Origin of the sequence: Streptomyces sp. NPDC051913 (assembly GCF_044593635.1) — a bacterium.
Lineage (GTDB): Bacteria > Actinomycetota > Actinomycetes > Streptomycetales > Streptomycetaceae > Streptomyces.
This window is the reverse complement of the sequence record NZ_JBIUCI010000002.1, coordinates 167,409-192,749: the sequence shown is the minus strand read 5'-3', so window position 1 is coordinate 192,749 and position 25,341 is coordinate 167,409. Positions and strand designations below refer to the sequence as shown.

At 71.4% G+C, this 25,341-nt stretch carries 19 protein-coding genes; 10 read left to right on the top strand and 9 right to left on the bottom strand.

Annotated features, from left to right (window positions below; genetic code table 11):
- Positions 1-3: 3 nt before the first annotated feature.
- On the bottom strand, positions 4-2,547 hold the full coding sequence (locus ACIHIX_RS06230; RefSeq protein ID WP_399950479.1) for a polynucleotide kinase-phosphatase: 2,544 nt from the start codon (positions 2,545-2,547) through the stop codon (positions 4-6).
- Positions 2,544-4,007 (bottom strand): 3' terminal RNA ribose 2'-O-methyltransferase Hen1, encoded by a 1,464-nt coding sequence (locus ACIHIX_RS06225; protein WP_399950476.1) that lies wholly within the window; start codon positions 4,005-4,007, stop codon positions 2,544-2,546. The genes ACIHIX_RS06230 and ACIHIX_RS06225 overlap by 4 nt, the downstream gene beginning before the upstream one ends.
- A gap of 94 nt (positions 4,008-4,101) precedes the next feature.
- Here ACIHIX_RS06225 and ACIHIX_RS06220 point away from each other — a divergent pair, with 94 nt between their 5' ends.
- Positions 4,102-4,902, top strand: coding sequence for an SAM-dependent methyltransferase (locus ACIHIX_RS06220; RefSeq protein WP_399950473.1), 801 nt, complete (start codon positions 4,102-4,104; stop codon positions 4,900-4,902).
- Between the two features lie 51 nt (positions 4,903-4,953).
- Here the strand turns inward: ACIHIX_RS06220 and ACIHIX_RS06215 are convergent, their stop codons facing one another.
- Positions 4,954-5,877, bottom strand: a complete 924-nt coding sequence (locus ACIHIX_RS06215; protein WP_399950470.1) for an LLM class F420-dependent oxidoreductase — start codon at positions 5,875-5,877, stop codon at positions 4,954-4,956.
- 237 nt (positions 5,878-6,114) lie between these two features.
- On the opposite strand from ACIHIX_RS06215, the gene ACIHIX_RS06210 reads away from it, so the two are divergent.
- Positions 6,115-6,279 (top strand): hypothetical protein, encoded by a 165-nt coding sequence (locus ACIHIX_RS06210; protein WP_165951269.1) that lies wholly within the window; start codon positions 6,115-6,117, stop codon positions 6,277-6,279.
- Positions 6,280-6,409: 130 nt separating this feature from the next.
- On the opposite strand, the gene ACIHIX_RS06205 is transcribed toward ACIHIX_RS06210, so the two are convergent.
- From ACIHIX_RS06205 to ACIHIX_RS06190, 4 genes are all read right to left on the bottom strand, one after another.
- Positions 6,410-6,880 carry a DUF6099 family protein gene (locus ACIHIX_RS06205; protein WP_399951912.1) on the bottom strand — a complete coding sequence of 157 codons (471 nt, stop codon included), beginning with the start codon at positions 6,878-6,880 and terminating at the stop codon, positions 6,410-6,412.
- A 185-nt stretch (positions 6,881-7,065) separates the two neighbouring features.
- On the bottom strand, positions 7,066-7,392 hold the full coding sequence (locus tag ACIHIX_RS06200; protein ID WP_329333723.1) for a nucleotide pyrophosphohydrolase: 327 nt from the start codon (positions 7,390-7,392) through the stop codon (positions 7,066-7,068).
- The gene (locus ACIHIX_RS06195; protein ID WP_399950466.1) at positions 7,389-8,621 is read right to left on the bottom strand and encodes an ATP-binding protein; all 1,233 of its coding nucleotides are present in this window, start codon (positions 8,619-8,621) and stop codon (positions 7,389-7,391) included. The genes ACIHIX_RS06200 and ACIHIX_RS06195 overlap by 4 nt, the downstream gene beginning before the upstream one ends.
- A gap of 104 nt (positions 8,622-8,725) precedes the next feature.
- On the bottom strand, positions 8,726-9,118 hold the full coding sequence (locus ACIHIX_RS06190) for a cell division protein SepF (protein WP_399950463.1): 393 nt from the start codon (positions 9,116-9,118) through the stop codon (positions 8,726-8,728).
- A gap of 230 nt (positions 9,119-9,348) precedes the next feature.
- Between ACIHIX_RS06190 and ACIHIX_RS06185 the strand changes: the two genes are divergently transcribed.
- Together ACIHIX_RS06185 and ACIHIX_RS06180 are read left to right on the top strand one after the other, a co-directional pair.
- Positions 9,349-13,365 carry a molybdopterin-dependent oxidoreductase gene (locus tag ACIHIX_RS06185; RefSeq protein ID WP_399950460.1) on the top strand — a complete coding sequence of 1,339 codons (4,017 nt, stop codon included), beginning with the start codon at positions 9,349-9,351 and terminating at the stop codon, positions 13,363-13,365.
- A gap of 98 nt (positions 13,366-13,463) precedes the next feature.
- A complete protein-coding gene (locus ACIHIX_RS06180; RefSeq protein ID WP_399951909.1) occupies positions 13,464-15,182 on the top strand; it encodes a hypothetical protein in 1,719 nt (572 codons plus the stop codon).
- Here ACIHIX_RS06180 and ACIHIX_RS06175 read toward each other — a convergent pair.
- A complete protein-coding gene (locus tag ACIHIX_RS06175) occupies positions 15,163-15,678 on the bottom strand; it encodes a YceI family protein (protein ID WP_399950457.1) in 516 nt (171 codons plus the stop codon). The two genes, ACIHIX_RS06180 and ACIHIX_RS06175, sit on opposite strands and share 20 nt — an antisense overlap.
- A gap of 93 nt (positions 15,679-15,771) precedes the next feature.
- Here ACIHIX_RS06175 and ACIHIX_RS06170 point away from each other — a divergent pair, with 93 nt between their 5' ends.
- From ACIHIX_RS06170 to ACIHIX_RS06145, 6 genes are all read left to right on the top strand, one after another.
- Entirely contained in the window at positions 15,772-16,260 is a 489-nt protein-coding gene (locus tag ACIHIX_RS06170; RefSeq protein ID WP_399950454.1) for a MarR family winged helix-turn-helix transcriptional regulator, read from the top strand.
- 65 nt (positions 16,261-16,325) lie between these two features.
- Positions 16,326-19,382 carry an FAD-binding and (Fe-S)-binding domain-containing protein gene (locus ACIHIX_RS06165; RefSeq protein ID WP_399950452.1) on the top strand — a complete coding sequence of 1,019 codons (3,057 nt, stop codon included), beginning with the start codon at positions 16,326-16,328 and terminating at the stop codon, positions 19,380-19,382.
- Positions 19,383-19,494: 112 nt separating this feature from the next.
- On the top strand, positions 19,495-19,932 hold the full coding sequence (locus ACIHIX_RS06160) for a Fur family transcriptional regulator (RefSeq protein ID WP_329333732.1): 438 nt from the start codon (positions 19,495-19,497) through the stop codon (positions 19,930-19,932).
- Between the two features lie 69 nt (positions 19,933-20,001).
- Entirely contained in the window at positions 20,002-22,194 is a 2,193-nt protein-coding gene (gene katG / locus ACIHIX_RS06155) for a catalase/peroxidase HPI (protein WP_399950449.1), read from the top strand.
- Positions 22,195-22,302: 108 nt separating this feature from the next.
- Entirely contained in the window at positions 22,303-22,758 is a 456-nt protein-coding gene (locus tag ACIHIX_RS06150; RefSeq protein WP_399950446.1) for a MarR family winged helix-turn-helix transcriptional regulator, read from the top strand.
- 33 nt (positions 22,759-22,791) lie between these two features.
- Positions 22,792-24,360, top strand: coding sequence for a DHA2 family efflux MFS transporter permease subunit (locus ACIHIX_RS06145; RefSeq protein ID WP_399950443.1), 1,569 nt, complete (start codon positions 22,792-22,794; stop codon positions 24,358-24,360).
- On the opposite strand, the gene ACIHIX_RS06140 is transcribed toward ACIHIX_RS06145, so the two are convergent.
- Positions 24,357-25,316, bottom strand: a complete 960-nt coding sequence (locus ACIHIX_RS06140; RefSeq protein ID WP_399950440.1) for a D-2-hydroxyacid dehydrogenase family protein — start codon at positions 25,314-25,316, stop codon at positions 24,357-24,359. The genes ACIHIX_RS06145 and ACIHIX_RS06140 overlap by 4 nt on opposite strands.
- Positions 25,317-25,341 lie beyond the last annotated feature (25 nt).

The following is a 25,341-nucleotide window of genomic DNA, read 5'->3' as shown; positions in this document are numbered from 1 at the left end:
CCGTCACAGCCGCGGGTCGACCGGCTCCGACTCCAGGGCCAGCACCCCGAACACCGCCTCGTGCACCCGCCACAGCGGCTCGCCCTCGGCCAGCCTGTCAAGGGCCTCCAGGCCGAGCGCGTACTCGCGGATCGCGAGCGAGCGCTTGTGGTTCAGGAAGCGTCCCCGCAGCCGGGCGAGGTTCTCCGGCCGGGTGTACTCCGGGCCGTAGATGATCCGCAGGTACTCCCGGCCCCGGCACTTGATGCCGGGCTGCACCAGCCGCCCCTCCTCGCTGCGCACCACGGCACCCAGCGGCTTGACGACCATGCCCTCGCCGCCGCGGCCGGTCATCTCCAGCCACCAGTCGACGCCCGCCCGGACCGACTCGGGGTCGGCCGTGTCGACGTACAGGCGTCGGGTGGTCTGGAGCAGACCCGTGCCGTCGTGCTCCACCAGCCGGTCCAGCAGGGCGAGCTGCTCGTCGTGCGGGAGGCCGGTGAGGCTGCGGCCCTGGACCGCGAGGATCTGGAACGGTGCCAGGCGGACGCCGTCCAGGCCGTCCGTGGTCCAGCAGTAGCGGCGGTACGCCTCCGTGAACGCGGCCGCGTCCGAGGCCCTCGCGCGCTGCCGGTCCAGCAGTTCGCCGACCTCGACGCCCCGGGCCGCAGCGCCCTCAAGGGCGGCGACCACACCCGGGAACACCGCCCCGGAGGCGGCGCCGACCGCGGCGTACTGCGAGCGCAGCAGCCCCGACGCCTTCAGCGACCACGGCATCAGCTCGGCGTCCAACAGAAGCCAGTCGGTGTCGAGTTCGGACCACAGACCGGCCTCGTCGACTGCCGCCCGCACCCGCCCGAGGATCTCCTCGGTCACCGACTCGTCGTCGAAGAACGGACGCCCGGTGCGGGTGTACAGCGAGCCCGTCGGGCCGTCCACGCCGAAGCGCTTGCGCGCCGCCTCCGCGTCCCGGCACACCAGCGCCACCGCCCGCGACCCCATGTGCTTCTCCTCGCACACGACCCGCGCGACGCCGTCCTCGGCGTACTGCCTGAACGCCTCGGCCGGGTGCTCCAGATAGCCGTCGAGGTGGCTGGTCGCCGTCGGGGCCATGGTCGGCGGGAGGTACGGAAGCAGCCGCGGGTCCACCGCGAACCGGCTCATGACCTCAAGCGCCGCCGCCCCGTTCTCCTCGCGGATCGCGACCCGCCCCTGGTGCCGGGTCTCGACGACCCGCCGTCCGTGCACGTCCGCCAGGTCCAGCGGCCGTCCGTCGTGCCCACCCGGCGCCTCCGACCTCAGCGGCTTGGTCGGCTCGTACCAGACCTTCTCCGCCGGTACGTCGACCAGCTCGCGCTCCGGCCAGCGCAGCGCGGTCAGCTTGCCGCCGAAGACGGCGCCGGTGTCCAGGCAGATGGTGTTGTTGAGCCAGCCGGCCTCCGGCACCGGGGTGTGGCCGTAGACGACCGCGGCCCGGCCCCGGTAGTCCTCCGCCCACGGGTAGCGCACCGGCAGCCCGAACTCGTCGGTCTCCCCGGTGGTGTCGCCGTACAGGGCGTGCGAACGCACCCGTCCCGACGTACGGCCGTGGTACTTCTCCGGCAGACCGGCGTGGCAGACCACCAGCCGGCCGCCGTCGAGGACGTAGTGGCTGACGAGGCCGTCGATGAACTCCCGTACCTCGGCACGGAACTCGTCCGACTCGCTCTCCATCTGGCCGATGGTCTCGGCGAGTCCGTGGGTGTGCTGGACGTTGCGGCCCTTCAGATAACGCCCGTACTTGTTCTCGTGGTTGCCGGGCACGCACAGGGCGTTGCCCGACTTCACCATCGACATCACCCGGCGCAGCACACCCGGGCTGTCCGGGCCGCGGTCGACGAGGTCGCCGACGAAGACCGCGGTGCGGCCCTGCGGGTGCACTCCGTCGGCGTAGCCCAACTTGCCGAGCAGCGACTCCAGTTCGCTCGCGCAGCCATGGATGTCGCCGACGATGTCGAAGGGGCCGGTGAGGTGGGTCAGGTCGTTGAACCGCTTCTCGGTGACGACGGTGGCGTGCTCGATGTCCTCGACGCCGCGCAGGACGTGCACCTTGCGGAAGCCCTCGCGCTCCAAGTGCCGCAGAGAGCGCCGGAGTTCGCGGATGTGTCGCTTGATGACCCGCACCGGCATGTCGGCCCGGTCGGTGCGGCCCGCGTTGCGCTCGGCGCACACCTCCTCCGGCACGTCCAGCACGATGGCGATGGGCAGCACGTCGTGCCGCTTGGCCAGGTCGATCAGCTGCTTGCGGGCGTCCGACTGCACGCTGGTGGCATCCACGACCGTACGGCGGCCGGCGGCGAGCCGCTTGCCGGCGATGTAGTGGAGCACGTCGAAGGCGTCCTTCGTCGCGCTCTGGTCGTTCTCGTCGTCGGAGACCAGGCCGCGGCAGAAGTCGGAGGAGATCACCTCGGTGGGCTTGAAGTGCCTGCGGGCGAAGGTCGACTTGCCGGAGCCGGACGCACCGACGAGGACGACGAGGGAGAGATCGGTGACGGGCAGGACCCGTCCCTGGGTCTGGGCCTCGGTCATGCGGCCTTCGCCTCCTTCTCCTTGCGTACGGTGAACGCAGCCATCTGGGTGGGCGGGCCCACCTCGGGGTCGTCCGGCCCGACCGGCACGAACTCCACCTCGTACCCGTGCCGTTCGGCCACCGCCGCGGCCCAGGCCCGGAACTCCTCCCGCGTCCACTCGAAGCGGTGGTCGCCGTGCCGGACATGGCCGGCCGGGAGGGACTCCCAGCGGACGTTGTACTCGACGTTCGGGGTCGTCACGAGGACGGTCTTCGGGCGCGCGGCGCCGAACACGGCGTACTCCAGGGCGGGCAGCCGCGGCAGGTCGAGGTGCTCGATGACCTCGCTGAGCACGGCGGCGTCGTAGCCCTTGAGCCGCTTGTCGGTGTAGGCCAGCGAACCCTGGACGAGCTGGACGCGCGAGGCCTGCCGCTCCCCCACGCGGTCCAGCTTCAGCCGCCGGGAGGCGATGGTGAGCGCGCGCACCGACACGTCGACTCCGACGATCTCGGTGAACCGCGGGTCCTTGAGCAGCGCCTGCACCAACTGCCCCTGTCCGCACCCGAGATCGAGCACCCGCGCGGCACCGGACGCCTGGAGCGCGGCGATGATCGCGTCCCGTCGCTGCACGGCGAGCGGCGTCGGCTTCGCCTCCTCCTCGGTCTCGGCCTCGACGGCGTTGTCGATCTCCTCGACCTCGCTGTCGTCGGCCTCGGCGAGGCGCACCAGTTCCAGCCGCTCCATGGCCTGGCGGGTCAGCGACCAGCGCCGCGAGAGGTAGCGGCTGGTGATGAGCTTCTGCTCCGGGTGCTCGGACAGCCAGCCCTCACCGGCGCGCAACAGCTTGTCGACCTCGTCCTCGGAGACCCAGTAGTGCTTGGCGTCGTCGAGGACGGGGAGAAGGACGTACAGATGCCGCAGCGCCTGCGCGAGGGTCAGCGTGCCGGACTCCAGTTCGAGCCGCACATACCGCGAGTCGCCCCACTCGGGGAACTGGGCGTCCAGCGCGACGGGTTCGACGGTGACCGTCCAGCCGAGCGGTTCGAAGAGCTGTCGTACGAGCCCCGGACCGCCTCTGGCCGGCAGCGCGGGTACCTCGACGCGCAGCGGCAGCGGCAGCGCGGCCCGCTCGGGACGGGCGTTGCACACACCGCGCATGGCGCTGGAGAAGACACCGCTGAGCGCCACGGCGAGCAGCGAAGAGGCCGCGTACGGACGGTCGTTGACGTACTGCGCGAGCGCGGCGTCGGGCGCGCCGCCGCGGCCCTTGCTCTTTCCCTTCCGGACCAGCGCCACCGCGTCGACCTCCAGCAGCAGGGCCGCCGTGCAGCGTTCGGGCCGCGCCTCGGGGTAGAGGACATGGGCCCTGCCGTAGGAGGTGGAGAACGCCTGCGCCTTCCCGGGATGCTTGTGGAGCAGGTAGCCGAGGTCGGTGGCGGGGCGTTCCGGGGTGCCGGTGGTGGTGATCGAAAGGAACACGGGCGTGCCTCAAGTAGGGTCTGAACTGCTGATATGCACACCGTACAGACCGGACATCGGCAGCACTCGGGAATTATTCGCCTGGAGGCCCCACGTGACGGACACCGGATCGGGCGCTCACCCCATCGACACGAGCAGGCCCCACTCGGCGCGTATGTACGACCACTTCCTCGGCGGCAAGGACAACTATCCCGTCGACGTGGCCGCGGCCGAGCAGGTGACCTCCCTCTTCCCCGCCGTCAGCGCGATGGCGCAGACCAACCGCGCGTTCATGCACCGCGCGTCCCGGCTGCTCGCCGAGCGGGGTGTGCGCCAGTTCCTCGACATCGGCACCGGCATCCCGACCCGCCCGAACCTCCACCAGATCGTCCAGGGGATCGCTCCCGAGGCCCGGGTGGTGTACGCGGACAACGACCCGATCGTCCTGCGGCACGCGGAGGCGCTGCTGCACAGCACGCCGGAGGGGCGGACGGCGTACGTCCAGGGCGATGTGAGGGAGCCTGGGAAGATCATCGCCGCCGCGCGGGAGACGCTGGACTTCACTCAGCCGATCGCGCTGTCGCTGGTGGCGCTGCTGCACCTGGTGGGGGACGAGGACACACCGGCGATGATCCTGCGCCGGCTGCTGCGCCCGCTGCCGCCGGGCAGTTACGTGACGCTCTCCCACGCGACCGGTGACTTCGATCCGGAGACCTGGGAGCGGGTGGTGGAGGTGTACCGCAAGGGCGGCACCGCGGCCCAGGTGCGCTCCCGCGCCGAGTTCTCCGCCTTCTTCACGGGCCTCGAACTGCTCGACCCCGGCGTGGTACTGGCCGCCGAGTGGCATCCCGAACTCGGGGAACGGCAGGGCGGTACGGAGATTCCGCTGTACGTGGGGACAGGCCGCAAGCCGTGACGCGGGACCGTCCGGTGGAGGGCCTGTTCCACCGGACGGTCCTGCGGCGGCTCAGCCCAGCTGCGACTGCACCTGCGAGGAGATGAGCTCCAGGTGCTCCAGGTCGTCGAGGTCCAGGAGCTGGAGGTAGAGGCGCTGCGAGCCGACCTCCTGGTACCGGCCGATCTTGTCGACGACCTCGCTCGGGGTGCCCGCCAGGCCGTTGGCCTTCAGCTCGGGCACCTCGCGGCCGATCGCGGCGGCGCGGCGGGCGACCTCCTGGTCGTCCTTGCCGACGCAGACGACGAGGGCGTTGGAGTAGACGAGGCTGTCGGCGCCGCGGCCCGCTTCCTCGACGGCGGCGCGGACGCGGCCGAACTGGCGCTCGCTGTCCTCGACGGAGGCGAACGGCATGTTGAACTCGTCGGCGTACTGCGCGGCGAGGCGGGGGGTGCGGGTCGGGCCGTGGCCGCCGACGAGGACCGGGATCCTGGCCTGGGCGGGCTTGGGCAGGGCCGGGGAGCCGGTCAGGTCGTAGTACGTACCGTGGAAGTCGAAGGTGTCGCCGAGCTTCGTCTCCCACAGGCCGGTGACGATGGCCAGCTGCTCCTCCAGGCGGCCGAACTTCTCCTTCGGGAACGGGATGCCGTACGCCTGGTGCTCCTCCTCGAACCAGCCCGCGCCGAGGCCGAGTTCGACCCGGCCGCCGGACATCTGGTCGACCTGCGCGACCTGGATGGCGAGAACGCCGGGGAGCCGGAAGGTGCCGGCGGTCATCAGGGTGCCGAGGCGGATGCGCTTGGTCTCGCGGGCGAGCCCGGCGAGGGTGATCCAGGCGTCGGTGGGCCCGGGAAGCCCGTCGCCGGACCCCATCTTCAGATAGTGGTCACTGCGGAAGAAGGCGTCGAAGCCGAGATCCTCGGTGGCCTTGGCAACGGTGAGAAGGGTGTCGTAGGTCGCCCCCTGCTGGGGCTCGGTGAAAATGCGAAGATCCATACCTCCATCCTGCACGCTCCGGCCCCGGTCAACCCCACTGGTCCCACCGGCCCCGCGCCGCCCCGGTCGGGTGAAAATCCGTCAACGCGGCACACGGGGGCTGCCCGGGCCAGTGACCCGGCGAAGGTGATGATCGTTGCTGGGGCGGAGCCGGACCGACCGGCGCCCGCGCCGGCCGGTCAGCGCCGGGCGTCAAGGTGTCGGCCTCCCGTGGGGGCCTGGGCCGAGGAGGCCGTCATGTCCGAAGAATCCGTCCCGCAGCAAGGTGGCGAAGCCGGCCGGCCGAAGGGCTTGTTGCAGCAGATGGAGGAGCTGATGGCGGCCCTCAACGCGGACCTCTCCGCCCTGGACGCCGACCTCCAGTCGGCGGGACGGGGGGCGGAGGAGACGGAGGCCAAGTAGCGCCGCGGCGGGGGCTGAGGGGCGTGATCGCGGGCGCAGGGAGCGCCCCCACGCACGGTTGATTCGAAAACACAGCGCCCTCACCGCCGCCCGGCTCCACCCCGCGTCGCCGCCCCGGGCCCAACGCCCCTCACCCCGCCTCCCGCTGCGGTATCGCCGGATCGCTCTCCGCCAGCTTGCGCAGCATGTCGCGGACGCGGTCCCTGGATTCGTCCGCCGCGTCGATGGCCTCCATGCACTGCCAGTACGTGCCCTCGTCGTCCGCCGAGCAGGCGAGGCCCACCAGGGCGATGCCCACCTCGCCGAGGAGGCCGCCCAGGTAGAGCAGGGCCTGGCGGGCGTCGCCGAGTTCGGTGAGCTGAGCGGCGCGCAGATCGGCGGTGTCGAGGTCGGGGCGGTCCAGGACCCCGCAGCCCCGGCCCGCCAGCTCCGTCAACCCCAGTGCCTCACCGCGCAGTTGGGGCGGTCCGTAGACCGCGAGTCTGCTTCCTATGGCCTGCGCCAGCGCTTGGGCCTGCCAGACCTCGGTCATGACCTGTGGCGCGTCTCCGCTCCCCGCGAGGGCACGCCTGCTCGTCACGATGAGCCGCACCGCGTCCATGGCTGCCCCGTCCACCCGAACTCCGTTGTCCACTACCCAGAGTGAAGGGCCACGGGACGAAAAGCCAGAGGAAGGCGGAAATCTGCGGACAACGAATCGATTTCAGACCGGATTTCGACTGCGGAGAGTGAAAACGGATCGTACGGCTCCCCGGAGTCGTACCGCTCCCCGCGGACAAGGGGGTGCTACGGCGCCGGAAACCTCCGCTCGTTCCGGTCGATCTTCGCGTCCAGCGCCGCCAGCGGGTCGATCCCCAACACCTCGCACAGCTGGAGCAGATACGCGAGCACATCGGCGACCTCGTCCGTGACCCGGTGCGCGGAGTCGGCGTCGTCCATGACCCGCGCCGACTCCTCCGGCGTCAACCACTGGAAGATCTCCACCAGTTCGGAGGCCTCCACGCTGAGCGCGGCGACCAGGTTCTTGGGCGTGTGGTACGGCTGCCAGTTCCGCGCCGCCGCGAACTCGGCCAGCCTGCGCTGAAGCCCCGCCACATCGAGATGCTCTGTCACGGCTCCAGGTGTACCACCGTGATCCCGTCCGTCCCCGCGGCCCAGGACGCGTCGGTGGTCGTACCCAGCAACCGGATGTGCCCCCGGTCGCACATCCGGGCCGCGAGCCGCAGCAGTTCGCCGCGCTGGCGCGGGTCCAGTCGGCGGTCGACGTCATCGGAGAGGACCGTCAGCGCCTGCATCGCCGCCGGCACCTCACCTGCGGGGTCGACCTCCAGCACCCCCGGCCCGGTGAACAGCACCAGGGCGAGCGCGATGTACCGCAACTCGCCGTCGCCCAGCCGCCCGAGCGCCGTCCGCGGACCGGCACCGCGGTCGAGCACCGCCCGGACCGTCCCGTCGCCGAGGGACTCGGCCAGCACGTCCGCCACCGGCCCCGCGCACCCGGCGCGCACGGCCGCGACGAACTGCGCGTGCCGTCGGCCGCATTCCGCGCGGGTCCGCCCCAGTACGTCGGCGAGGTTGTCGCAGCCGCCGAGCAGCCGCCCGGAGCCGACGGGAACGGGCAGCCGCATCCGGTCGGGGCACGGATCGCAGGCGAACACCGACCGCAGGGCGACCACCATCTGTTCGGCGGCGGCGAGCACCCGACGCTGTCCGTCGGTCTTGCCCGCCACGCGTAAGGGGAGCAGCGCGGTACCGAGCCGGTCGTCCGGCAGCGGAGCACGGGTCACCGGCGTGGCCCCGGCGGTGTGCCAGGCGGCCTGCACGGCGCGGCGCGCGGGGTCGCGCAGGGCGGTCTCCAGCAGGACCAGGCCGCCGGACGTCAGCCGCTCCCCCACGATCCGCAGGTCGGGCTCGGCCTGGACGGCGACGTCGAGCCGGACCGGACCCTCGGGCCCCTCGGCCGTGCAGCCGATCCGGAAGCCGCGCCGCCGCTGGGCGTCGGGCCGGGCCCGCTCCGGCACGCACGCGTGCGGGTCGACGAACACCTCCCCGAGCTCGGCGCCGCCCCCGAGCCGGGCCAGCGCCTCGTACGCCCGCAGCGCGCTCGTCTTGCCGCAGCCGCTGGGCCCGGAGAACAGAGTGAACGGCCCGAGCGGGAACGCCGCACCTCGGTGCGAGGCGAACGCGGACAGCCGCAGTTCGGTGAGGTGGGGGCGGAGAGAACGGTGATCGGCGGGGGCGGGAGGCGCCGAAGCTGCTTCCGCGGCCCGGGGCCGCCCTTGCGACGGCACCACGGGCTCGGCGGAGACCGCCGACGTCGACAACACTGAGGACACAGCCATATCCGGACCGTAGGACTCCGCCACCGGCCGAACCGTTCCTCCGGGACAGCCTTCCTACGATCGAGGGACCGCACGCCCCCTGGCGACCCCCGCACGCTCCCCGCTCACACCCCCGAAGCCCCCGCGGCCCCCTCCATCAACCCGCTCACCTCGGTCCCGGGCGGCGTCAGCAGGAACACATTGCGGTCGACCCGGTGCATCCCGCTGTTCAGTCCGAAGACCACGCCCGTGCTGAAGTCGAGGACCCGCTTGGCGACGTCTCCCTCCGCGCCGGTCAGATCCAGCAGCACCGGTATGCCCGCCATCAGCGTCTCGGCGACCTCGCGGGCGTCCCCGAACACATTGACGCGGAGGACGACGAACCGGCGCCTGCGCTCCGTGACCGCTTCCGGCATCGCCCGATGGCCCACCGAGGACGGCCAGGCGTCCCGGCCACGCAAGGGAACGACCTGGGCGAGCCCCTCCCACTGTTCATCGGTGACGTCGTGGCTGTTCACCGGCTCCCCCCGAAATCGCTCGCCTTCATTGCCTGCACCAGCCAATTCTTACGCCAAGTCACCCGTTCGGCCCAACAGCGACACGGACCGCCACCGTCACACCCCCTCACATCGGGCCACCGAGCGCTGTGTGGCCGACGTAACTCCTCATGATCAAGCCATGTGACATCGACGTAATGGGCGATTCGTACGCTCTCGACCATGAGCCGGCCGTCAGGAAAGAGCAGCGTGTGACCCCCACCACCCCCACGTCCCAGGTGCGCTCGGTCTGCTCCTACTGCGGAGTGGGCTGCGGGATCGTGCTGGACATCGGGAGGGGATCCGACGGCCGCCGTACCGTCCTGAGGGCCACCGGCGACAAGGCGCACCCGGCGAACGCGGGGCGGCTGTGCACCAAGGGCGCCACCACGGCCGAGATGCTCGCCGCGCCCGGCCGGCTGACCACCGCGCTGGTCAGGGACGACCGCGGCGAGGAGCCGGTGCCCGCGCCGATGGCGGACGCGGTCGCCGAGACGGCCCGCAGGCTGCGGCGGATCATCGACACGCACGGCCCGGACGCCGTCGCCTTCTATGTCTCCGGGCAGATGAGCCTGGAGGCCCAGTACCTGGCGAACAAGCTCGCCAAGGGGTTCGTCCGCACGAACCAGATCGAGTCGAACTCCCGGCTGTGCATGGCGAGCGCCGGGGCCGGTTACAAGACGTCGCTCGGCGCGGACGGGCCCCCGGGGTCGTACGACGACTTCGAAGGGGCCGATGTGTTCTTCGTCATCGGCTCGAACATGGCCGACTGCCACCCGATCCTCTTCCTGCGGATGATGGAGCGGGTCAAGGCGGGCGCCCGGCTGATCGTCGTCGATCCGAGGCGTACCGCGACGGCCGCCAAGGCCGACCTGTTCCTCCAGATCAAGCCGGGCACCGATCTCGCCCTCCTCAACGGCCTGCTCCACCTCCTCCTCGCGAACGGCCACACCGACCCCGACTTCATCGCGGCGCACACCGAGGGCTGGGAGGCGATGCCCGAGTTCCTCGCCGACTACACGCCGGCGGCCGTCGCGGAGCTCACGGGGCTGGCCGAGGAGGATCTGCGCACGGCGGCGCGGCTGATCGGCGAGGCCGGTGAGTGGATGAGCCTGTGGACCATGGGCCTCAACCAGTCCACGCACGGCACCTGGAACACCAATGCCCTGGTCAACCTGCACCTCGCGACCGGCGCCATCTGCCGCCCCGGCTCCGGCCCGTTCTCCCTCACCGGCCAGCCGAACGCCATGGGCGGCCGGGAGATGGGCTACATGGGCCCGGGCCTGCCCGGCCAGCGGTCGGTCCTGGTCGACGCCGAACGCGCGTTCGTCGAGGACCTCTGGGAGCTGCCTGCGGGCACCGTCCGCAAGGACGGCGTCGGCAAGGGCACGATCGAGATGTTCCAGAAGATGGCCGACGGCGAGATCAAGGCCTGCTGGATCATCTGCACCAACCCGGTCGCCTCGGTCGCCAACCGCCGTACCGTCATCGAGGGCCTGGAGGCCGCCGAGTTCGTCGTCGCGCAGGACGTGTTCAGCGACACGGAGACCAACGCCTACGCCGATGTCGTGCTGCCCGGCGCGATGTGGACCGAGGGCGAGGGCGTCTTCGTCAACAGCGAGCGCAACCTCACCCTCACCGCCCCCGTCGCCGACCCACCCGGCGAGGCGACGGCGGACTGGCGGATCATCGCGGCCGTCGCCCGCGCGATGGGGTACGAGAAGGGCTTCTCGTACGACAGCGCCGAGGACGTCTTCGAGGAGATCCGCCGCGCCTGGAACCCCGTCACGGGCTGGGACCTGCGCGGGGTGACGTACGAGCGGCTGCGCTCCACCCCCGTGCAGTGGCCGGCCGCCGCCGCGGACGGTCCCGCCCGCAATCCGATCCGGTACGTCGAGGGCGGCACCCTGCGCTTCCCGACGCCGACCGGCCGGGCCGTCTTCCACGCCCGGCCGCATCTGCCGCCCGCCGAGCTGCCGGACGACGACTTTCCCTTCGTGCTGAACACCGGGCGGGTGCAGCACCAGTGGCACACGCTCACCAAGACCGGGAAGGTCGCCAAGCTCAACAAGCTGAACCCAGGCCCGTTCGTGGAGCTGCACCCCGAGGACGCGCGGGCGCTCGGGATCGTCGACGGCGACGGGGTGGAGGTGGCCTCGCGGCGCGGCCGGGCGGTGCTGCCGGCGGTGGTCACCGACCGGGTCCGGCCGGGGTGTGTGTTCGCGCCGTTCCACTGGAACGACCTGTTCGGCGAGTATCTGAGCGTCAACGCGGTGACCAGCGACGCCGTCGACCCGATCTCCTTCCAGCCCGAGTTCAAGGTGTGCGCGGTCTCGCTGGCGAAGGTCCACGAGCCGACGGTCGCGGTTCCCGCGGAGGTCATCGTCCCGACCGCAGTCACCCCGGGCACCGACCCCTTCGGCCTCGCCCCCGCTCCGCCGCCCGTCCTCAGCGCGCAGGAGCGGCTCTACCTGACCGGCTTCCTCGCGGGCATCGACTCCGGCGCCCCGGGCGTCCCCGTGCTCCCGCCGAACGCGCCCTTCAGTCCGGAGCACGCGCTGTGGGTGAACGGCGTCCTCGCCGGCATGTACTCGCGTTCCGCCACGGTGTCTCAGCAGCGCCCCGGCCGCGAGATCGTCGTGCTGTGGGCCTCCCAGACCGGCAACGCGGAGGACTTCGCCGGCGCGGTCGCCGACCGGTTGTCCGAGAGCGGCCATCGAGCGAGCCTGCTCGGCATGGACGCCACCGCCCCCGGCGCCCTCCCCAAGGGCGCCGACCTGCTGCTGGTCACCAGCACCTTCGGCGACGGGGACGCCCCGGACAACGGCTCCGGCTTCTGGGAGCTGCTGGCCGCCGAGCAGGCCCCGCGCCTGGACGGGGTCCGGTACTCGGTGCTGGCGTTCGGCGACTCGTCGTACGACGACTTCTGCGGCCACGGCCGCCGCCTGGACGCCCGCCTCGACGAGCTGGGCGCGGTCCGGCTCGCCCCGCGCACGGACTGCGAACCGGACTACGAGCCGACCGCGGACGCCTGGCTGGACCAGGTGCTGTCCGCGCTGGGCGACACCGAGGCACCGCTACAGGCGCCGCCGAAGCCGAAGGCGCGCGCCCCCAAGCCCGCTGCCACCACCGCCCGGCTCGTCGGCAACCGGCTGCTGAGCCGGCCCGGCGCGGGCAAGGAGGTGCGGCGGTTCACCTTCGACACGAGCGGCACGCCCCTGACCTACGAGGCGGGCGACGCGCTCGGCGTCCGCCCGGTCAACTCGCCCTCCCTGGTGGAGGAATGGCTGGCGGCGACCGGCGTGGACGGCTCAACGGCCGTGTCCGTGGCGGGAGTCGACGAGGTGCCCTTCACCGAGGCCCTGCACCGCCACCTCGACATCACCCGCATCACCCCCGACTTCCTTCGTTTCGTCGCCGAACACACCCGCGACGACCGGGAGTTGCGACGACTGCTCCGTCCCGACAACAAGGACGGCCTGGCCAAGTGGAGTTGGGGGCGGCAGGCGGTCGACGTCCTCGCCGAGCACCCGGTCCGCGCGAGCGCGGCCGACTGGGCGACCGCCCTCAAGAAACTCCAACCCCGCCTGTACTCCATATCGTCGAGTCCGCTGGCCGACCCGCACCTGGTCTCGTTGACCGTCTCCGTGGTCCGGTACGAGAACCTGCACGGCAGGCCGCGCGGCGGGGTCTGCTCGCCGTTCCTCGCGGACGCGGACCCCGGCACCGAGGTGCCGGTGTTCGTGCAGTCCTCCCCGCACTTCCGCCCGCCCGCCGACGCGACCACCCCCATGGTCATGGTGGGTCCCGGCACCGGAGTCGCCCCGTTCGTGGGCTTCCTCCAGGAGCGGCGCGCACTCGGCCACCGGGCACCGAACTGGCTGTTCTTCGGCGAGCAGCACCGCGCCAGCGACTTCTACTACGAGGACGAGCTGACCGAACTCCTCACGGAGGGCACCCTCGCCCGCCTCGACACCGCCTTCTCCCGCGACCAGCGCCAGAAGGTCTACGTCCAGGACCGGATGCGCGAACACGGCCCCGAGCTGTGGCGCTGGCTCCAGGACGGCGCACATTTCTACGTCTGCGGCGACGCCTCCCGCATGGCGAAGGACGTGGACCGGGCGCTCAGGGACATCGCGGTCACGCACGGCGGTCTGAGCGAGGACGAGGCGGCGGCGTATGTGAAGCAGCTGGCGACGGCGAAGCGATATGTACGGGATGTGTACTGACCGTACTTTTTTACCGGTCTCACACCGGACTCTTCACCTCCGTCACCCACCCCGCTCACCGGGCCCGACTACGGTTTTGTGCCGTGCACTTGGCAGACATGACGCCGTTGGCACCCGGCCGGCGGACGCAGTCGGCGGTGTCCGCCGCCCCGGAACCCCCGGCCCAGGGGCCGCCCGCGCAGTGGCATCGCGTCCTGACCCTGCTGGCCGACGTCAGCCTCTTCATCGGCACCCGCGCGGTCTGGACCCAGGCGGCCTCGCACCGGGTGGCGGTGGCCGCGGTCATCTCCGTCTGTTACGCCTCGATCCTCGGGTGCGGCGTCCTGGCCCTGACGGTCCGCCGCCACCGCTCCCTGGCCCGCCTCGACCTGCTGATCCTGCTGACGGCCGTGACGCTGACGGTGTGCGCCTGGGCGCTGCTCCACCAGGGCGGCGACGAGGCCCAGCTGACGACACAGGCGGCCAAGGAGCTGGCCGCGGGCCATCCGATGTACGGCAGGCCATGGCCCTGGCTGTTCGGCCGGACGGTCGCCCTCACCCCCACGGTCACCGGCACCTACGACCTCACCTACGGCTATCCCCCGCTGGCCCCGCTCCTGACCGTGCCCTTCCTCGGGCTGGGCCACGGGGCCGCCCCGGCGACGGCGGTGAGCACGGCCGCACTGATCGTCGGCGCGGTACTGCTGTGGCGGATGCTGCCCGCCCCCTGGCGCCCGACGGCGACCATGGTCTTCCTGGGCTTCGGCATGCTGCCCCAGTACGCCCGGCTCGGCTACCCGGCGATCGTGGGCCTGGCCCTGCTGGTCCCCGTGGTCGTCGGCTGGCCGCGCATCGGAAAGGGCGGCCGACTGGGCGCGTCCGGCCTGGCCCGCGCCGCGTGTCTCGGCGCGGCCTGCGCCGCACAGCAACTCCCGTGGTTCCTGGCCCCGTTCCTGCTGGCCGGCCTCTACGCCGTACGCAGGGGCGAACTGGGGGCCCGCCCGGCGGCCCTGCTCCTGCTCCGCTTCACCGGGACCGCGGCCACCGTATGGCTCCTGCTCAACACGTACTTCGTCGTGAGCGAGCCGAAGGCCTGGCTGGAGGGCATCGCCCTGCCGCTCACCCAGGGGGCGGTGCTGCACGGCCAGGGCCTGGTGGACGTGTCCCTGTACCTCACGGACGGCAGCGACCGCCTCGACTGGTACTCCCACGCGAGCCTGCTGCTGGCGGCGGGCCTGTTCCTGGTCTTCGTGCTCTTCGTACGCCGGCTCGGCCCCGCGGCGACGGTCCTGCCCTGGTGCGCGTTCTTTCTGGCGACGCGCTCGCAGGACGGCTACTACCTGATGATGACGCCCCTGTGGCTGGCCGCGGCGGTCACGGCACCGGCGTCGGAGTTCGCGGGGGCGTGGCAGCCACGCCTGGGCACCCGTCGCATCCGTGTCGCCGCGGCCGCGCTGGCCCTCACCCCGGCCCTCCTGGCGGCCACCCTCGCCGCGACGGGTGAACCACCCCTCCACCTGACGATCACCGCGCTGCACCGCTCCCATCCGGTCAAGGCGTCCCGCCTCGCCCTCACGGTCACCAACACGTCCGGCACCCCGCTCACGCCCCACTTCATGCTGACCGCGGGCCAGGGCATGAGCCGGTACTGGCGGATCGTGCGCGGCCCGAAGTCCCTCCCGGCCCACACCACGGCGAGCTACGAACTCGGGCCGCCCGCCGAGTCGTACGGCGGGCGGTACGTCATCCCCAGGGCCGGCGCGCAGCTGCGTCTTCGGGTCTTCACGGCCGTACCGCAGACCCTGTCGACCACCTACGTCAGGCTGCCGTCCGGGTGAACCGGAGCGTCGCGGTGACCGTGGTCAGGCCGCGGATCATGCCCAGCTGGTTCCAGCCCATGCCGAAGTGCTCCCGGTCCACGGAGAACTCGGCGTCCAGGGTGACCGCGTCGGCGTCGGCGCCGACGAGCCGGGCGGTGAAGGACTGCGGGCGGCTGATGCCGCGCACGGTCAGCTGACCGATCACGTGCACCTTGTCGCCGTCCCGCAGCTCGGCGCTGCGCACCGCGAAGGTGATCTCGGGGTGGTTGTCGGCGTCGAAGAAGTCCGCCGACTTCAGGTGCGTGTCCCGCTTGGCGTTCTTGGTGTCCAGGGAGGCCACGTCCAGGGTCAGGGTGCCCACGGCCGACCCGTCGGTCCGTACCTCGCCCTGACCGTTGACGGCGCCGAAGGTGCCCTTCACGGTGACCAGGTTCCACATGGTCCTGTGCTTGATCCCGACGGTCGTGGCGGCGGTGTCGAGCTGCCAGGTCCCGGTTTCGACGGCGACGGTCATGGTTCTCACTCCTGCGAAGCTGTAGTCCAAATTTGGATGATGGGTTCACCGTAGCCGCTAATCCAAAATTGAACAACGGATACACTGGAACCCATGGCCGACCACTCCGCATGCCCCTCTTCCGCAGGTGACGGGCTGCTCCCCGCCGAACTGCACGCCTGGATGCTGATGCTGGCCGCGACCGGGGCCGTCGAGCAGGAGCTGCGCTCCGTGGTCAAGGAACGGCTGGACGTCTCTCACGACGAGTTCCTGATCCTGTGCCTGCTGGCCGGGCACCCCGGCGAGGCGCTGCGCATGACCCGGGTCGCCGAACTCCTGGGCCGCCCCAAGACCCGCCTCACCTACCAGATCGCCTGCCTCCAGCACGCGGGCCTGGTCACCCGCCAGTCCGTCTGCGGCGACAAACGAGGCGTCGAGGTGGCCCTCACCGAAAAGGCCAGAGGCCTCCTGAAGGACGCCTCCACCACCCTCGCCGAGACGGTCAAGGAGGGCCTGTCCCGCGTCATGGGCCCGGCCCAGTGCGAAGCGATGCGCGCGCTGATCCCGGAGACGACGACAGAACCGGTCACGCCGGAGGCGTAGAGACGCCTTCCGCGCCGAACCGCAGGGGCCGTAACCGACCGCCCCATCCTGGGTACCCGGCGTCCATGCCCACCCTGGAATCAGCTCTCCGTCACCGCGTGGACGGCGAGGTCCGCTTCGATGCCGGGTCCCGTGCCGCCTACTCCACCGATGCCTCCAACTTCCGGCAGACGCCGATCGGCGTGGTCGTGCCGCGTACCCCCGAGGCCGCGGCCGAGGCCGTGGCGGTCGCCCGGGAGTACGACGCCCCCGTCCTCTCCCGGGGCGGCGGCACCAGCCTCGCCGGTCAGTGCACCAACACCGCGGTGGTGATCGACTGGTCGAAGTACTGCGGCCGGCTCGAATCCGTGGATCCCGACGCCCGTACCTGCGTCGTCCAGCCCGGCATCGTCCTGGACGACCTCAACCGCCGACTCGCCCCCACGGGGCTGCGGTTCGGCCCGGAACCGGCCACCCACGCCAACTGCACGCTCGGCGGCATGATCGGCAACAACTCCTGCGGCGCCACCGCCCAGGCGTACGGCAAGGTCGTGGACAACATCGCCCGCCTGGAGGTGCTCCTCTACGACGGCACCCGGTTCTGGTGCGGGCCGACCAGCGACGAGGAGTACGCCACCATCGAGCGGCAGGGCGACCTGCGCGCCACCCTCTACCGGCACCTGCGCACCCTCCGTGACACCCACGCCGACGAGATCCGCCACCGCTTCCCGGACATCCCCCGCCGTGTCTCCGGCTACAACCTCGACTCTCTCCTGCCCGAGCACGGCTTCGACGTCGCCGGCCTGCTCGTCGGCAGCGAGTCGACCCTGGTGACCGTCCTGCGTGCCGAGCTGAGGCTGGTGCCGGTGGTGAAGGAACAGACGCTGGTCGTCCTCGGCTTCCCGGACATCGACACGGCCGCGGACGCCGTGCCGGCGATCCTGCCGTACGAGCCCATCGCACTCGAAGGCGTCGACTCACGGCTGATCCGGGACGAGCGGATCAAGCGTCTCAACCCCAAGGCGCGCGCCCAACTCCCCGACGGAAAAGCCTATTTGATGGTGCAGTTCGGCGGTGACACGGTCGATGAGTCCGACGAACACGCGCACCGGATGCTGGACGGGCTGCACGAGTCCGAGCACGACGCCACGGTCGCCTTCCTCGACGACCCGTCCCACGAGGCGGAGTTGTGGCAGGTCCGCGAGGCCGGCCTCGGCGCCACCGCGCACATCCCGGGCCGGCCCGACACCTTCGAGGGCTGGGAGGACTCGGCGGTGCCGCCTGAGCGGCTCGGCGACTATCTGCGCCGACTGCGGCACCTGTACGACGAGTTCGGGTATCTCAGCGACACCGGGCCCAGCCTGTACGGCCACTTCGGGCAGGGGTGCGTGCACACCCGGATCCCCTTCGACCTGTACTCGGCCGACGGGGTGGCCGCGTACCGGCGGTTCATGGAGCGGGCGGCCGATCTGGTCGTCGAGTTCGGCGGCTCGTTCTCCGGTGAGCACGGCGACGGGCAGAGCCGGGGCGAGCTGCTGCCGCGCATGTTCGGGGAGCGACTGGTCGCCGCGTTCGAGGAGTTGAAGGGCGCCTTCGACCCGCTCGACCGGATGAACCCCGGGAAGGTCGTGGCACCGTACCGCCTCGACGAGAACCTCAGGCTCGGCGCCGACTGGGCCCCGTACGCCCCGAAGGACCTGCATTTCCGGTTCCCGGACGACGGCGGCTCCTTCGCCCAGGCCGCCAACCGCTGTGTGGGCGTGGGCAAATGCCGTCAGCTGAACAGCGAGGGTTCGGTGATGTGCCCGTCGTACCAGGTCACGCGGGAGGAGGAGCACTCCACGCGGGGCCGGGCCCGGCTGCTGTTCGAGATGCTCGACGGTCATGGCGACAGCGCGATCCAGGACGGGTGGCGTTCGCGGGCGGTGCACGACGCGCTCGATCTGTGTCTGGCCTGCAAGGGCTGCAAGAGTGACTGTCCGGCCGACGTCGACATGGCGACGTACAAGGCGGAGTTCCTCTCCCATCACTACGAGGGCCGCTGGTGGCGCAGGCCACGCGCGCACCTCTCGATGGGGTGGCTGCCGCTGGTGGCGCAGGCCGTGGGCCGCTCCCGGCTCGGTCCGGCCGTCAACGCGCTCACCCACACCCCGGTCCTGTCGAAGGCGGCCGTGGCCGCCGCCGGGGTGGAGAACCGGGAGATCCCCCTGTTCGCCGGGGAGACGCTCCAGCAGTGGTTCGCCCGCCATGAGCCGTACGGCGACGGTGCGCGCGGGAGCGTCCTGCTGTGGCCCGACACCTTCACCAACCACTTCCATCCGCATGTCGGCCGGGCCGCCGTGGCCCTGCTGGAGCACGCGGGCTGGCGGGTGGAGCTGCCCACCGAGCCGCTGTGCTGCGGGCTGACCTGGATCTCCACCGGGCAACTCGGCGTCGCCGAGAGGGTGTTGGGCCGTACCGTACGACGTCTCGCGCCGCATGTGCGGGACGGCGGGCTGGTGGTCGCGCTGGAGCCGAGCTGTTCGGCGGTGTTCCGCTCCGACGCGGGCGACCTGTTCCCCGGCGACCGGGACGTACGGCGGCTGCGCGAGAAGACGGTGACGTTGGCGGAGCTGCTCACCGAGCACTCCCCCGGCTACGCGCCGCCGCAGGTCCCGGAGCGGTCCGCGCACGCCCTGGCCCAGGTGCACTGCCATCAGCACGCGGTCCTCGGCTGGGACGCCGACGCCGAGCTCCTGCACCGCGCCGGTGTCGACGCCGAGCGGCTGGACTCCGGCTGCTGCGGGCTGGCCGGAAACTTCGGCTTCGAGCCGGGCCACCTGGACGTCAGCGAGGCCTGCGCGGAGCGCGTCCTGCTGCCGAGGCTGCGGGGGGCCACCCCGGAGACGGTGATCCTCGCCGACGGTTTCAGCTGCCGCACCCAGATCGCCGAGTTCGACAGCGGCGGCCACGAGGCGGTGCACCTCGCGGAGCTGCTGGCGGTGGGGCTGCCGGACGGCAGCGCTCACGGCAGTGCGTACGGGGTGGCCCCGGGCGCCCGCCCCACGCCTCCGGGCCGCCGGGCCCAGGCGCTCGCGCTGGCGGGGAGCGGCGCGGCGGTGGCCGGTGCGGCGATCGGGGCGGCGCGGTTGCTGCGGCGGTGATCCCCCGCGCCCCTGTACCCCCAGGGGTTCTCTTCCGGTCAACGTGAGCGCCATCAAACTGGGAGCATTCCTTTTCTTGAACTATTCGTGTTTAGCGCGGTAGGTTGTCCGCATGACCGCACCCCGGACCCCGACCCCCGCCGATGAGCTGCGCGGTGCCGGCCTGCGGGTGACAGCCGCCCGGGTCGCCCTGCTGGAGACCGTCCGCGCCGGGGACCACCTCGGCGTCGAGATGATCGCCGAGGGTGTGCGCGACCGGGTCGGTCACATATCGCTTCAGGCCGTGTACGACGCCCTCCACGCGCTGACCACGGCCGGGCTGGTGCGCCGTATCGAGCCGCCGGGCAGCCCCGCTCGCTTCGAGGGTCGTGTCGGCGACAACCACCATCACCTGGTGTGCCGGTCGTGCGGTGTCGTCGTCGACGTCGACTGCGCGGTCGGTCATGCCCCCTGTCTGACCGCAGCGGACGACCGCGGCTTCACCGTCGACGAGGCCGAGGTCATCTACTGGGGCCTGTGCCCCGCCTGCTCGTCCACCAGCAGTTCCTGAGCTCTTGAGTTTTCCTGAGCTCCCAGTTCCTGAGCTCCAACGATCCGCCCCGTCCGGAAGGATTCCCCCATGTCCGAGAGCAACGCCGCCCCCGAGGGCAAGTGCCCCGTGGCGCACGACCGCGCCCTGCACCCCACCCAGGGCGGTGGCAACCGCCAGTGGTGGCCGGAGCGACTCAACCTGAAGATCCTGGCCAAGAACCCCGCCGTGGCGAACCCGCTCGGCGAGGAGTTCGACTACGCGGCGGCGTTCCAGGCCCTGGACCTGGCTGCCGTGAAACAGGACATCGCCGAGGTCCTGACGGACTCCAAGGACTGGTGGCCGGCCGACTTCGGTCACTACGGCCCCTTCATGATCCGGATGGCCTGGCACAGCGCGGGCACCTACCGCATCAGCGACGGCCGTGGCGGCGCCGGCGCCGGCCAGCAGCGCTTCGCCCCGCTGAACAGCTGGCCGGACAACGGCAACCTGGACAAGGCCCGCCGACTGCTGTGGCCGGTGAAGAAGAAGTACGGCCAGAGCCTGTCCTGGGCCGACCTGATGATCCTCGCCGGCAACGTGGCCCTGGAGTCCATGGGCTTCGAGACCTTCGGCTTCGGCGGCGGCCGCGAGGACGTCTGGGAGTCGGAGGAGGACGTCTACTGGGGTCCCGAGAAGGTCTGGCTCGACGACCAGCGCTACACGGGCGACCGCGAGCTGGAGAGCCCGCTCGGCGCCGTCCAGATGGGCCTCATCTACGTCAACCCCGAGGGCCCCAACGGCAACCCGGACCCGATCGCCGCGGCGCGCGACATCCGTGAGACCTTCCGCCGGATGGCGATGAACGACGAGGAGACCGTCGCCCTCATCGCCGGTGGCCACACCTTCGGCAAGACCCACGGCGCCGGCCCGGCCGACAACGTGGGCGCCGACCCCGAGGCCGCCCCGATCGAGGCGCAGGGCCTCGGCTGGGCCAGCACCTACGGCACCGGCAAGGGCGGCGACGCGATCACCTCCGGCCTGGAGGTCACCTGGACCGCCACGCCGACCCAGTGGAGCAACGGGTTCTTCAAGAACCTCTTCGAGTACGAGTACGAGCTGTCGGCGAGCCCGGCCGGCGCCCACCAGTGGGTCGCCAAGAACGCCGAGGCGATCATCCCCGACGCCCACGACGCGTCGAAGAAGAAGCTCCCGACGATGCTCACCACCGACCTGTCGCTGCGCTTCGACCCGGTCTACGAGCAGATCTCGCGTCGCTTCTACGAGAACCCCGACCAGTTCGCGGACGCCTTCGCCCGCGCCTGGTTCAAGCTGACCCACCGTGACATGGGCCCGAAGTCGCTGTACCTCGGCTCCGAGGTCCCGGCGGAGACCCTGCTGTGGCAGGACCCGCTGCCGGAGGCCGAGGGCGAGGCCATCGACGCCGCCGACGTCGCGGCGCTCAAGGCCAAGCTGCTCGAGTCCGGTCTGTCGGTCGCGCAGCTGGTGTCCACCGCGTGGGCGTCGGCCTCGACGTACCGCAACAGCGACAAGCGCGGCGGTGCCAACGGCGCCCGTATCCGCCTCCAGCCGCAGGCCGGCTGGGAGGTCAACGAGCCCGACGAGCTGGCCCAGGTGCTGCGCGTCCTCGAAGGGATCCAGGCCGGGTTCAACACCGGCGCCAAGAAGGTCTCGATCGCCGACCTGATCGTCCTCGGCGGTGCCGCCGGTGTCGAGAAGGCCGCCAAGGACGCCGGTCACGACATCGAGGTGCCCTTCACCCCGGGTCGCGTGGACGCCACGGACGAGCACACGGACGCGGAGTCCTTCGCCGCGCTCGAGCCCACCGCCGACGGCTTCCGCAACTACCTCGGCAAGGGCAACCGGCTGCCGGCCGAGTTCCTGCTGCTGGACAGGGCGAACCTGCTGGGCCTGAGCGCTCCCGAGCTGACCGTCCTCGTCGGCGGTCTGCGCGTCCTGGGCGCCAACCACCAGAAGACCGCGCACGGCGTCCTCACGAAGACCCCGGGCAAGCTGACGAACGACTTCTTCGTCAACCTGCTCGACCTGGGCCAGACCTGGACCGCCGTCTCCGAGGACCAGACGGTCTTCGAGTCCCGCGACGACGCCACCGGCGAGGTCAAGTGGACCGGCACCCGTGCCGACCTGGTCTTCGGCTCGAACTCCGAGCTGCGGGCGCTGGCCGAGGTGTACGCGGCCGACGACGCGAAGGAGAAGTTCGTGAAGGACTTCGTCGCGGCGTGGGTCAAGGTCTCGAACGCGGACCGCTTCGACCTGGTCTGATGACCTGATCGCTTGACGTGGGGCGGCCCTGAGGGGTCGCCCCACAGCCATACCCGGGCCGAATTACCTATGTTGACATAGGTATCTCGACATACTTATCCTCGCCTCATGCGCCAGGACATCGACCGCGTGGCCGCAGGCCTCGCGGCATGCCTGCCCGCTCTCCACCGCGCCCTGGACCGCCAGGTCGGCCAGGACTTCCCGCACCCCAAGCCGCCCGAGGCCCAGCTGGCCCTGCTGCGCCATGTCGAGGCGCACGAGGGCGTGACCGTACGCGAGACCGCGGACGCCCTGCTGATGAAGCCGAACAACGTGAGCGCGCTCGTCACGCAGATGACCGAGCTGGGGCTTCTGGAGCGCCGTCAGGACCCCGCCGACAAGCGGGTCGCGCACCTCCATCTCACGCCGACCTCCCGGCAGCGCCTCACCGAGGTCAACCAGCTCAAGGGCGCCCATCTCGCGCGCGCCCTGCGTGCCCTCACCGACGGCGAACTGGACGCCCTCGGCTCGGCGTTGGGCGCACTCGAGTCGCTCAGCGGACGTCTCCACACCCACGCCCGCTGATCACTCACGCCCTCACGAAGGACAGGCACAGCCATGCCCTCCGCCACCCTGACCACCCCTGCGGACCCCACCGCGACACCCCGCGGCCCGCGTGCCAACCCCTGGCTGACCCTCATAGCCGTCGCCTTCGGCCTCTTCATGGTCGGCCTGGACGGCTCGGTCGTCTCGATCGCCAACCCGGAGATCGGCCGGGACCTTAACGCCTCCACCGCCGACCTCCAGTGGGTCACCAACTCCTATCTGCTGGCGCTTGCCGCCGCACTGATCCTCGGCGGCAAGCTCGGTGACCGCTTCGGCCGCCGCACCTTCTATCTGATCGGTGTCGCGGGCTTCACCGCCGCGTCCGTCGCCATCGGCCTGTCCGGCTCGATCACCGGCGTCATCGTCTTCCGCGCGTTCCAGGGCTTCTTCGGCGCGCTGCTGATGCCGAACACCCTGGGCATGCTGCGCGCGGTGTTCCCGCCGAGGAAGTTCGGGATGGCGGTCGGCATCTGGGCGATGGTCTCCTCGGTGTCGACGGCCCTCGGCCCCATAGTCGGCGGCCTGTTGGTGCAGCACGTCGACTGGGAGTCGGTCTTCTACATCAACGCGCCGATCGGGGTCGTGGCGATCGTCTTCAGCGCGGCGGTCCTGCCGCAGAGCCGCAACACGGCCGCCGCGGACGAGAAGTTCGACCTCGCCGGCGTCGTTCTCCTCGCCGTCGGCCTGCTCTCCGTCGTGTTCGGCGTCGTCAAGGGCGAGACGTGGGGCTGGACTTCGGGCGGCACCCTGGGCGCCATCGCGGCGGGCGTGCTGATCCTGGTGCTCTTCGGCCGGTACGAGACCCGGGTGACCTCCCCGCTCCTGCCGATGCGGCTGTTCCGCAACCCGGCGCTGACGATCGGCGCGGTCATCACCGCACTGAACTTCTTCGTGCTGCTCGGCGTGATCTTCTTCGTCATGCTCTACCTCCAGAACGTGCGCGGCTTCTCCCCCGTCGAGGCCGGTGTCCGCACCCTGCCGCTGAGCCTGGCCTCGGTCGTGGCCTCCCCGCTGGGCGCCGCGCTCACGGACCGCTTCGGCCCGCGCCTGACGATGCCGCTCGGCATGGCGCTCCAGGCCATCGCCTGCTTCACCATGCTGAGTTGGAGCGCGGACTCCTCGTACACCACCATGTGGCCGCCGTTCATCGCCCTCGGCCTGGGCGTCGGCATGGTGATGGCGTCCTCCTCCGACGCGATCGTCGGCAACGCACCCGTGAAGGACGGTGGAGTGGCGGGCGGTCTACAGGCGACCGCCCTCCAGATCGGCGGCGCGCTCGGTACGTCCGTGCTGGTCTCCCTCATCACGAGCCGCGTCGGCGCCACCCTCACCGATGAGTTGACCTCCGCCGGCGTCCCCACGGGCACGGCGGCCGGTCTGGCCGAGGCGAAGGACGCGGTGGCCATGGGTGCCGCGCCCGTCTCCGCGGAGATGCCGGCGCGGCTGAAGTCGGCGGTCGCCGAGGGCAGCCACCAGGCCTTCATGAACGGCGTACACACGTCGGTGCTGGTCGCGGGCGCGCTGTGCGTGCTGGGTGCGGTGGTGGCGGCGACGGGCGTACGGCGGGCGCCGGGACGCTAGACCAGGGTGCGCACCGGGCTTCCGTCCAGGAACGCGGCGATGTCCTCCACCGCCTCCCGGTAATACGTGCGGTAGTTGTGCTCGGTGACATAGCCGAGGTGCGGGGTGGCCAGCACGTTCGGCAGGGTGCGCAGGGGGTCGTCGGCGGGCAGGGGCTCGGTGTCGAAGACGTCGAGACCGGCGCCGGCGATCCAGCCCTCACGCAGGGCACGCAGTAGCGCCGCCCGGTCGACGATCGCGGAGCGGGAGGTGTTGACCAGGAAGGCGTGCGGGCGCATGGCACGCAGTTCCGGCTCGCCGAGGAGGCCGCGGGTGCGGTCGGACAGGACGAGGTGGACCGAGACGAAGTCGCTGCGGCGTAGCAAGTCCTCCTTGCTGTGGGCGAGTTGGACCCCCTCCGCCGTGGCCCGCTCGGCCGTGAGGTGCCGGCTCCATGCCAGGACCTCCATGCCGAAGGCGTCGGCGACACGGGCGACCCGGGTGCCGATCTTGCCGAGTCCGAGCAGCCCCAGGGTCCGCCCGGCGAGATCCTGCCCGACCGTCGACTGCCACGGCCCGCCTTCCCGCATCCCCCGGCTCTCCACGGTGATCCGCCGGGCGAGACCGAGCAGCAGCGCCCAGGTCAGCTCGACGGGCGGGGTCGAGCTGCTCGCCGTACCGCACACGGTCACCCCCTGGGCCGCCGCCGCGCCGAGGTCGATGGAGGCGTTGCGCATCCCGGTGGTCACCAGCAGCCGCAACCGGGGCAGCCGGCTCAACAGGTCGGCGTCGAAGGGGGTACGCTCCCGCATCGCGACGACGATCTCGCAGTCGGCGAGCTCGGCGGCCAACTTGTCCCGATCGGCGAGGTGTTCACGGAGCGAGCGGACCTCGACCCGGCCGTCGAGGCCACTCCAGTCCGCCAGGCCGAGGGCGGCGCCCTGGTAGTCGTCCAGCACAGCGCAGTAAACGGTCATACGGACATTCTGCCGCCCCCCGACC

Bases quoted from the DNA above. Each gene is read 5' to 3' on its own strand.
- ACIHIX_RS06230 (WP_399950479.1), bottom strand. From the start codon at position 2,547: ATGACCGAGGCCCAGACCCAGGGACGGGTCCTGCCCGTCACCGATCTC.
- ACIHIX_RS06215 (WP_399950470.1), bottom strand. From the start codon at position 5,877: ATGGATCTTCGCATTTTCACCGAGCCCCAGCAGGGGGCGACCTACGAC.
- ACIHIX_RS06210 (WP_165951269.1), top strand. From the start codon at position 6,115: ATGTCCGAAGAATCCGTCCCGCAGCAAGGTGGCGAAGCCGGCCGGCCG.
- ACIHIX_RS06205 (WP_399951912.1), bottom strand. From the start codon at position 6,880: ATGGACGCGGTGCGGCTCATCGTGACGAGCAGGCGTGCCCTCGCGGGG.
- ACIHIX_RS06195 (WP_399950466.1), bottom strand. From the start codon at position 8,621: ATGGCTGTGTCCTCAGTGTTGTCGACGTCGGCGGTCTCCGCCGAGCCC.
- ACIHIX_RS06180 (WP_399951909.1), top strand. From the start codon at position 13,464: ATGACGCCGTTGGCACCCGGCCGGCGGACGCAGTCGGCGGTGTCCGCC.
- ACIHIX_RS06175 (WP_399950457.1), bottom strand. From the start codon at position 15,678: ATGACCGTCGCCGTCGAAACCGGGACCTGGCAGCTCGACACCGCCGCC.
- ACIHIX_RS06170 (WP_399950454.1), top strand. From the start codon at position 15,772: ATGGCCGACCACTCCGCATGCCCCTCTTCCGCAGGTGACGGGCTGCTC.
- ACIHIX_RS06165 (WP_399950452.1), top strand. From the start codon at position 16,326: ATGCCCACCCTGGAATCAGCTCTCCGTCACCGCGTGGACGGCGAGGTC.
- ACIHIX_RS06160 (WP_329333732.1), top strand. From the start codon at position 19,495: ATGACCGCACCCCGGACCCCGACCCCCGCCGATGAGCTGCGCGGTGCC.
- katG (WP_399950449.1), top strand. From the start codon at position 20,002: ATGTCCGAGAGCAACGCCGCCCCCGAGGGCAAGTGCCCCGTGGCGCAC.
- ACIHIX_RS06150 (WP_399950446.1), top strand. From the start codon at position 22,303: ATGCGCCAGGACATCGACCGCGTGGCCGCAGGCCTCGCGGCATGCCTG.
- ACIHIX_RS06145 (WP_399950443.1), top strand. From the start codon at position 22,792: ATGCCCTCCGCCACCCTGACCACCCCTGCGGACCCCACCGCGACACCC.
- ACIHIX_RS06140 (WP_399950440.1), bottom strand. From the start codon at position 25,316: ATGACCGTTTACTGCGCTGTGCTGGACGACTACCAGGGCGCCGCCCTC.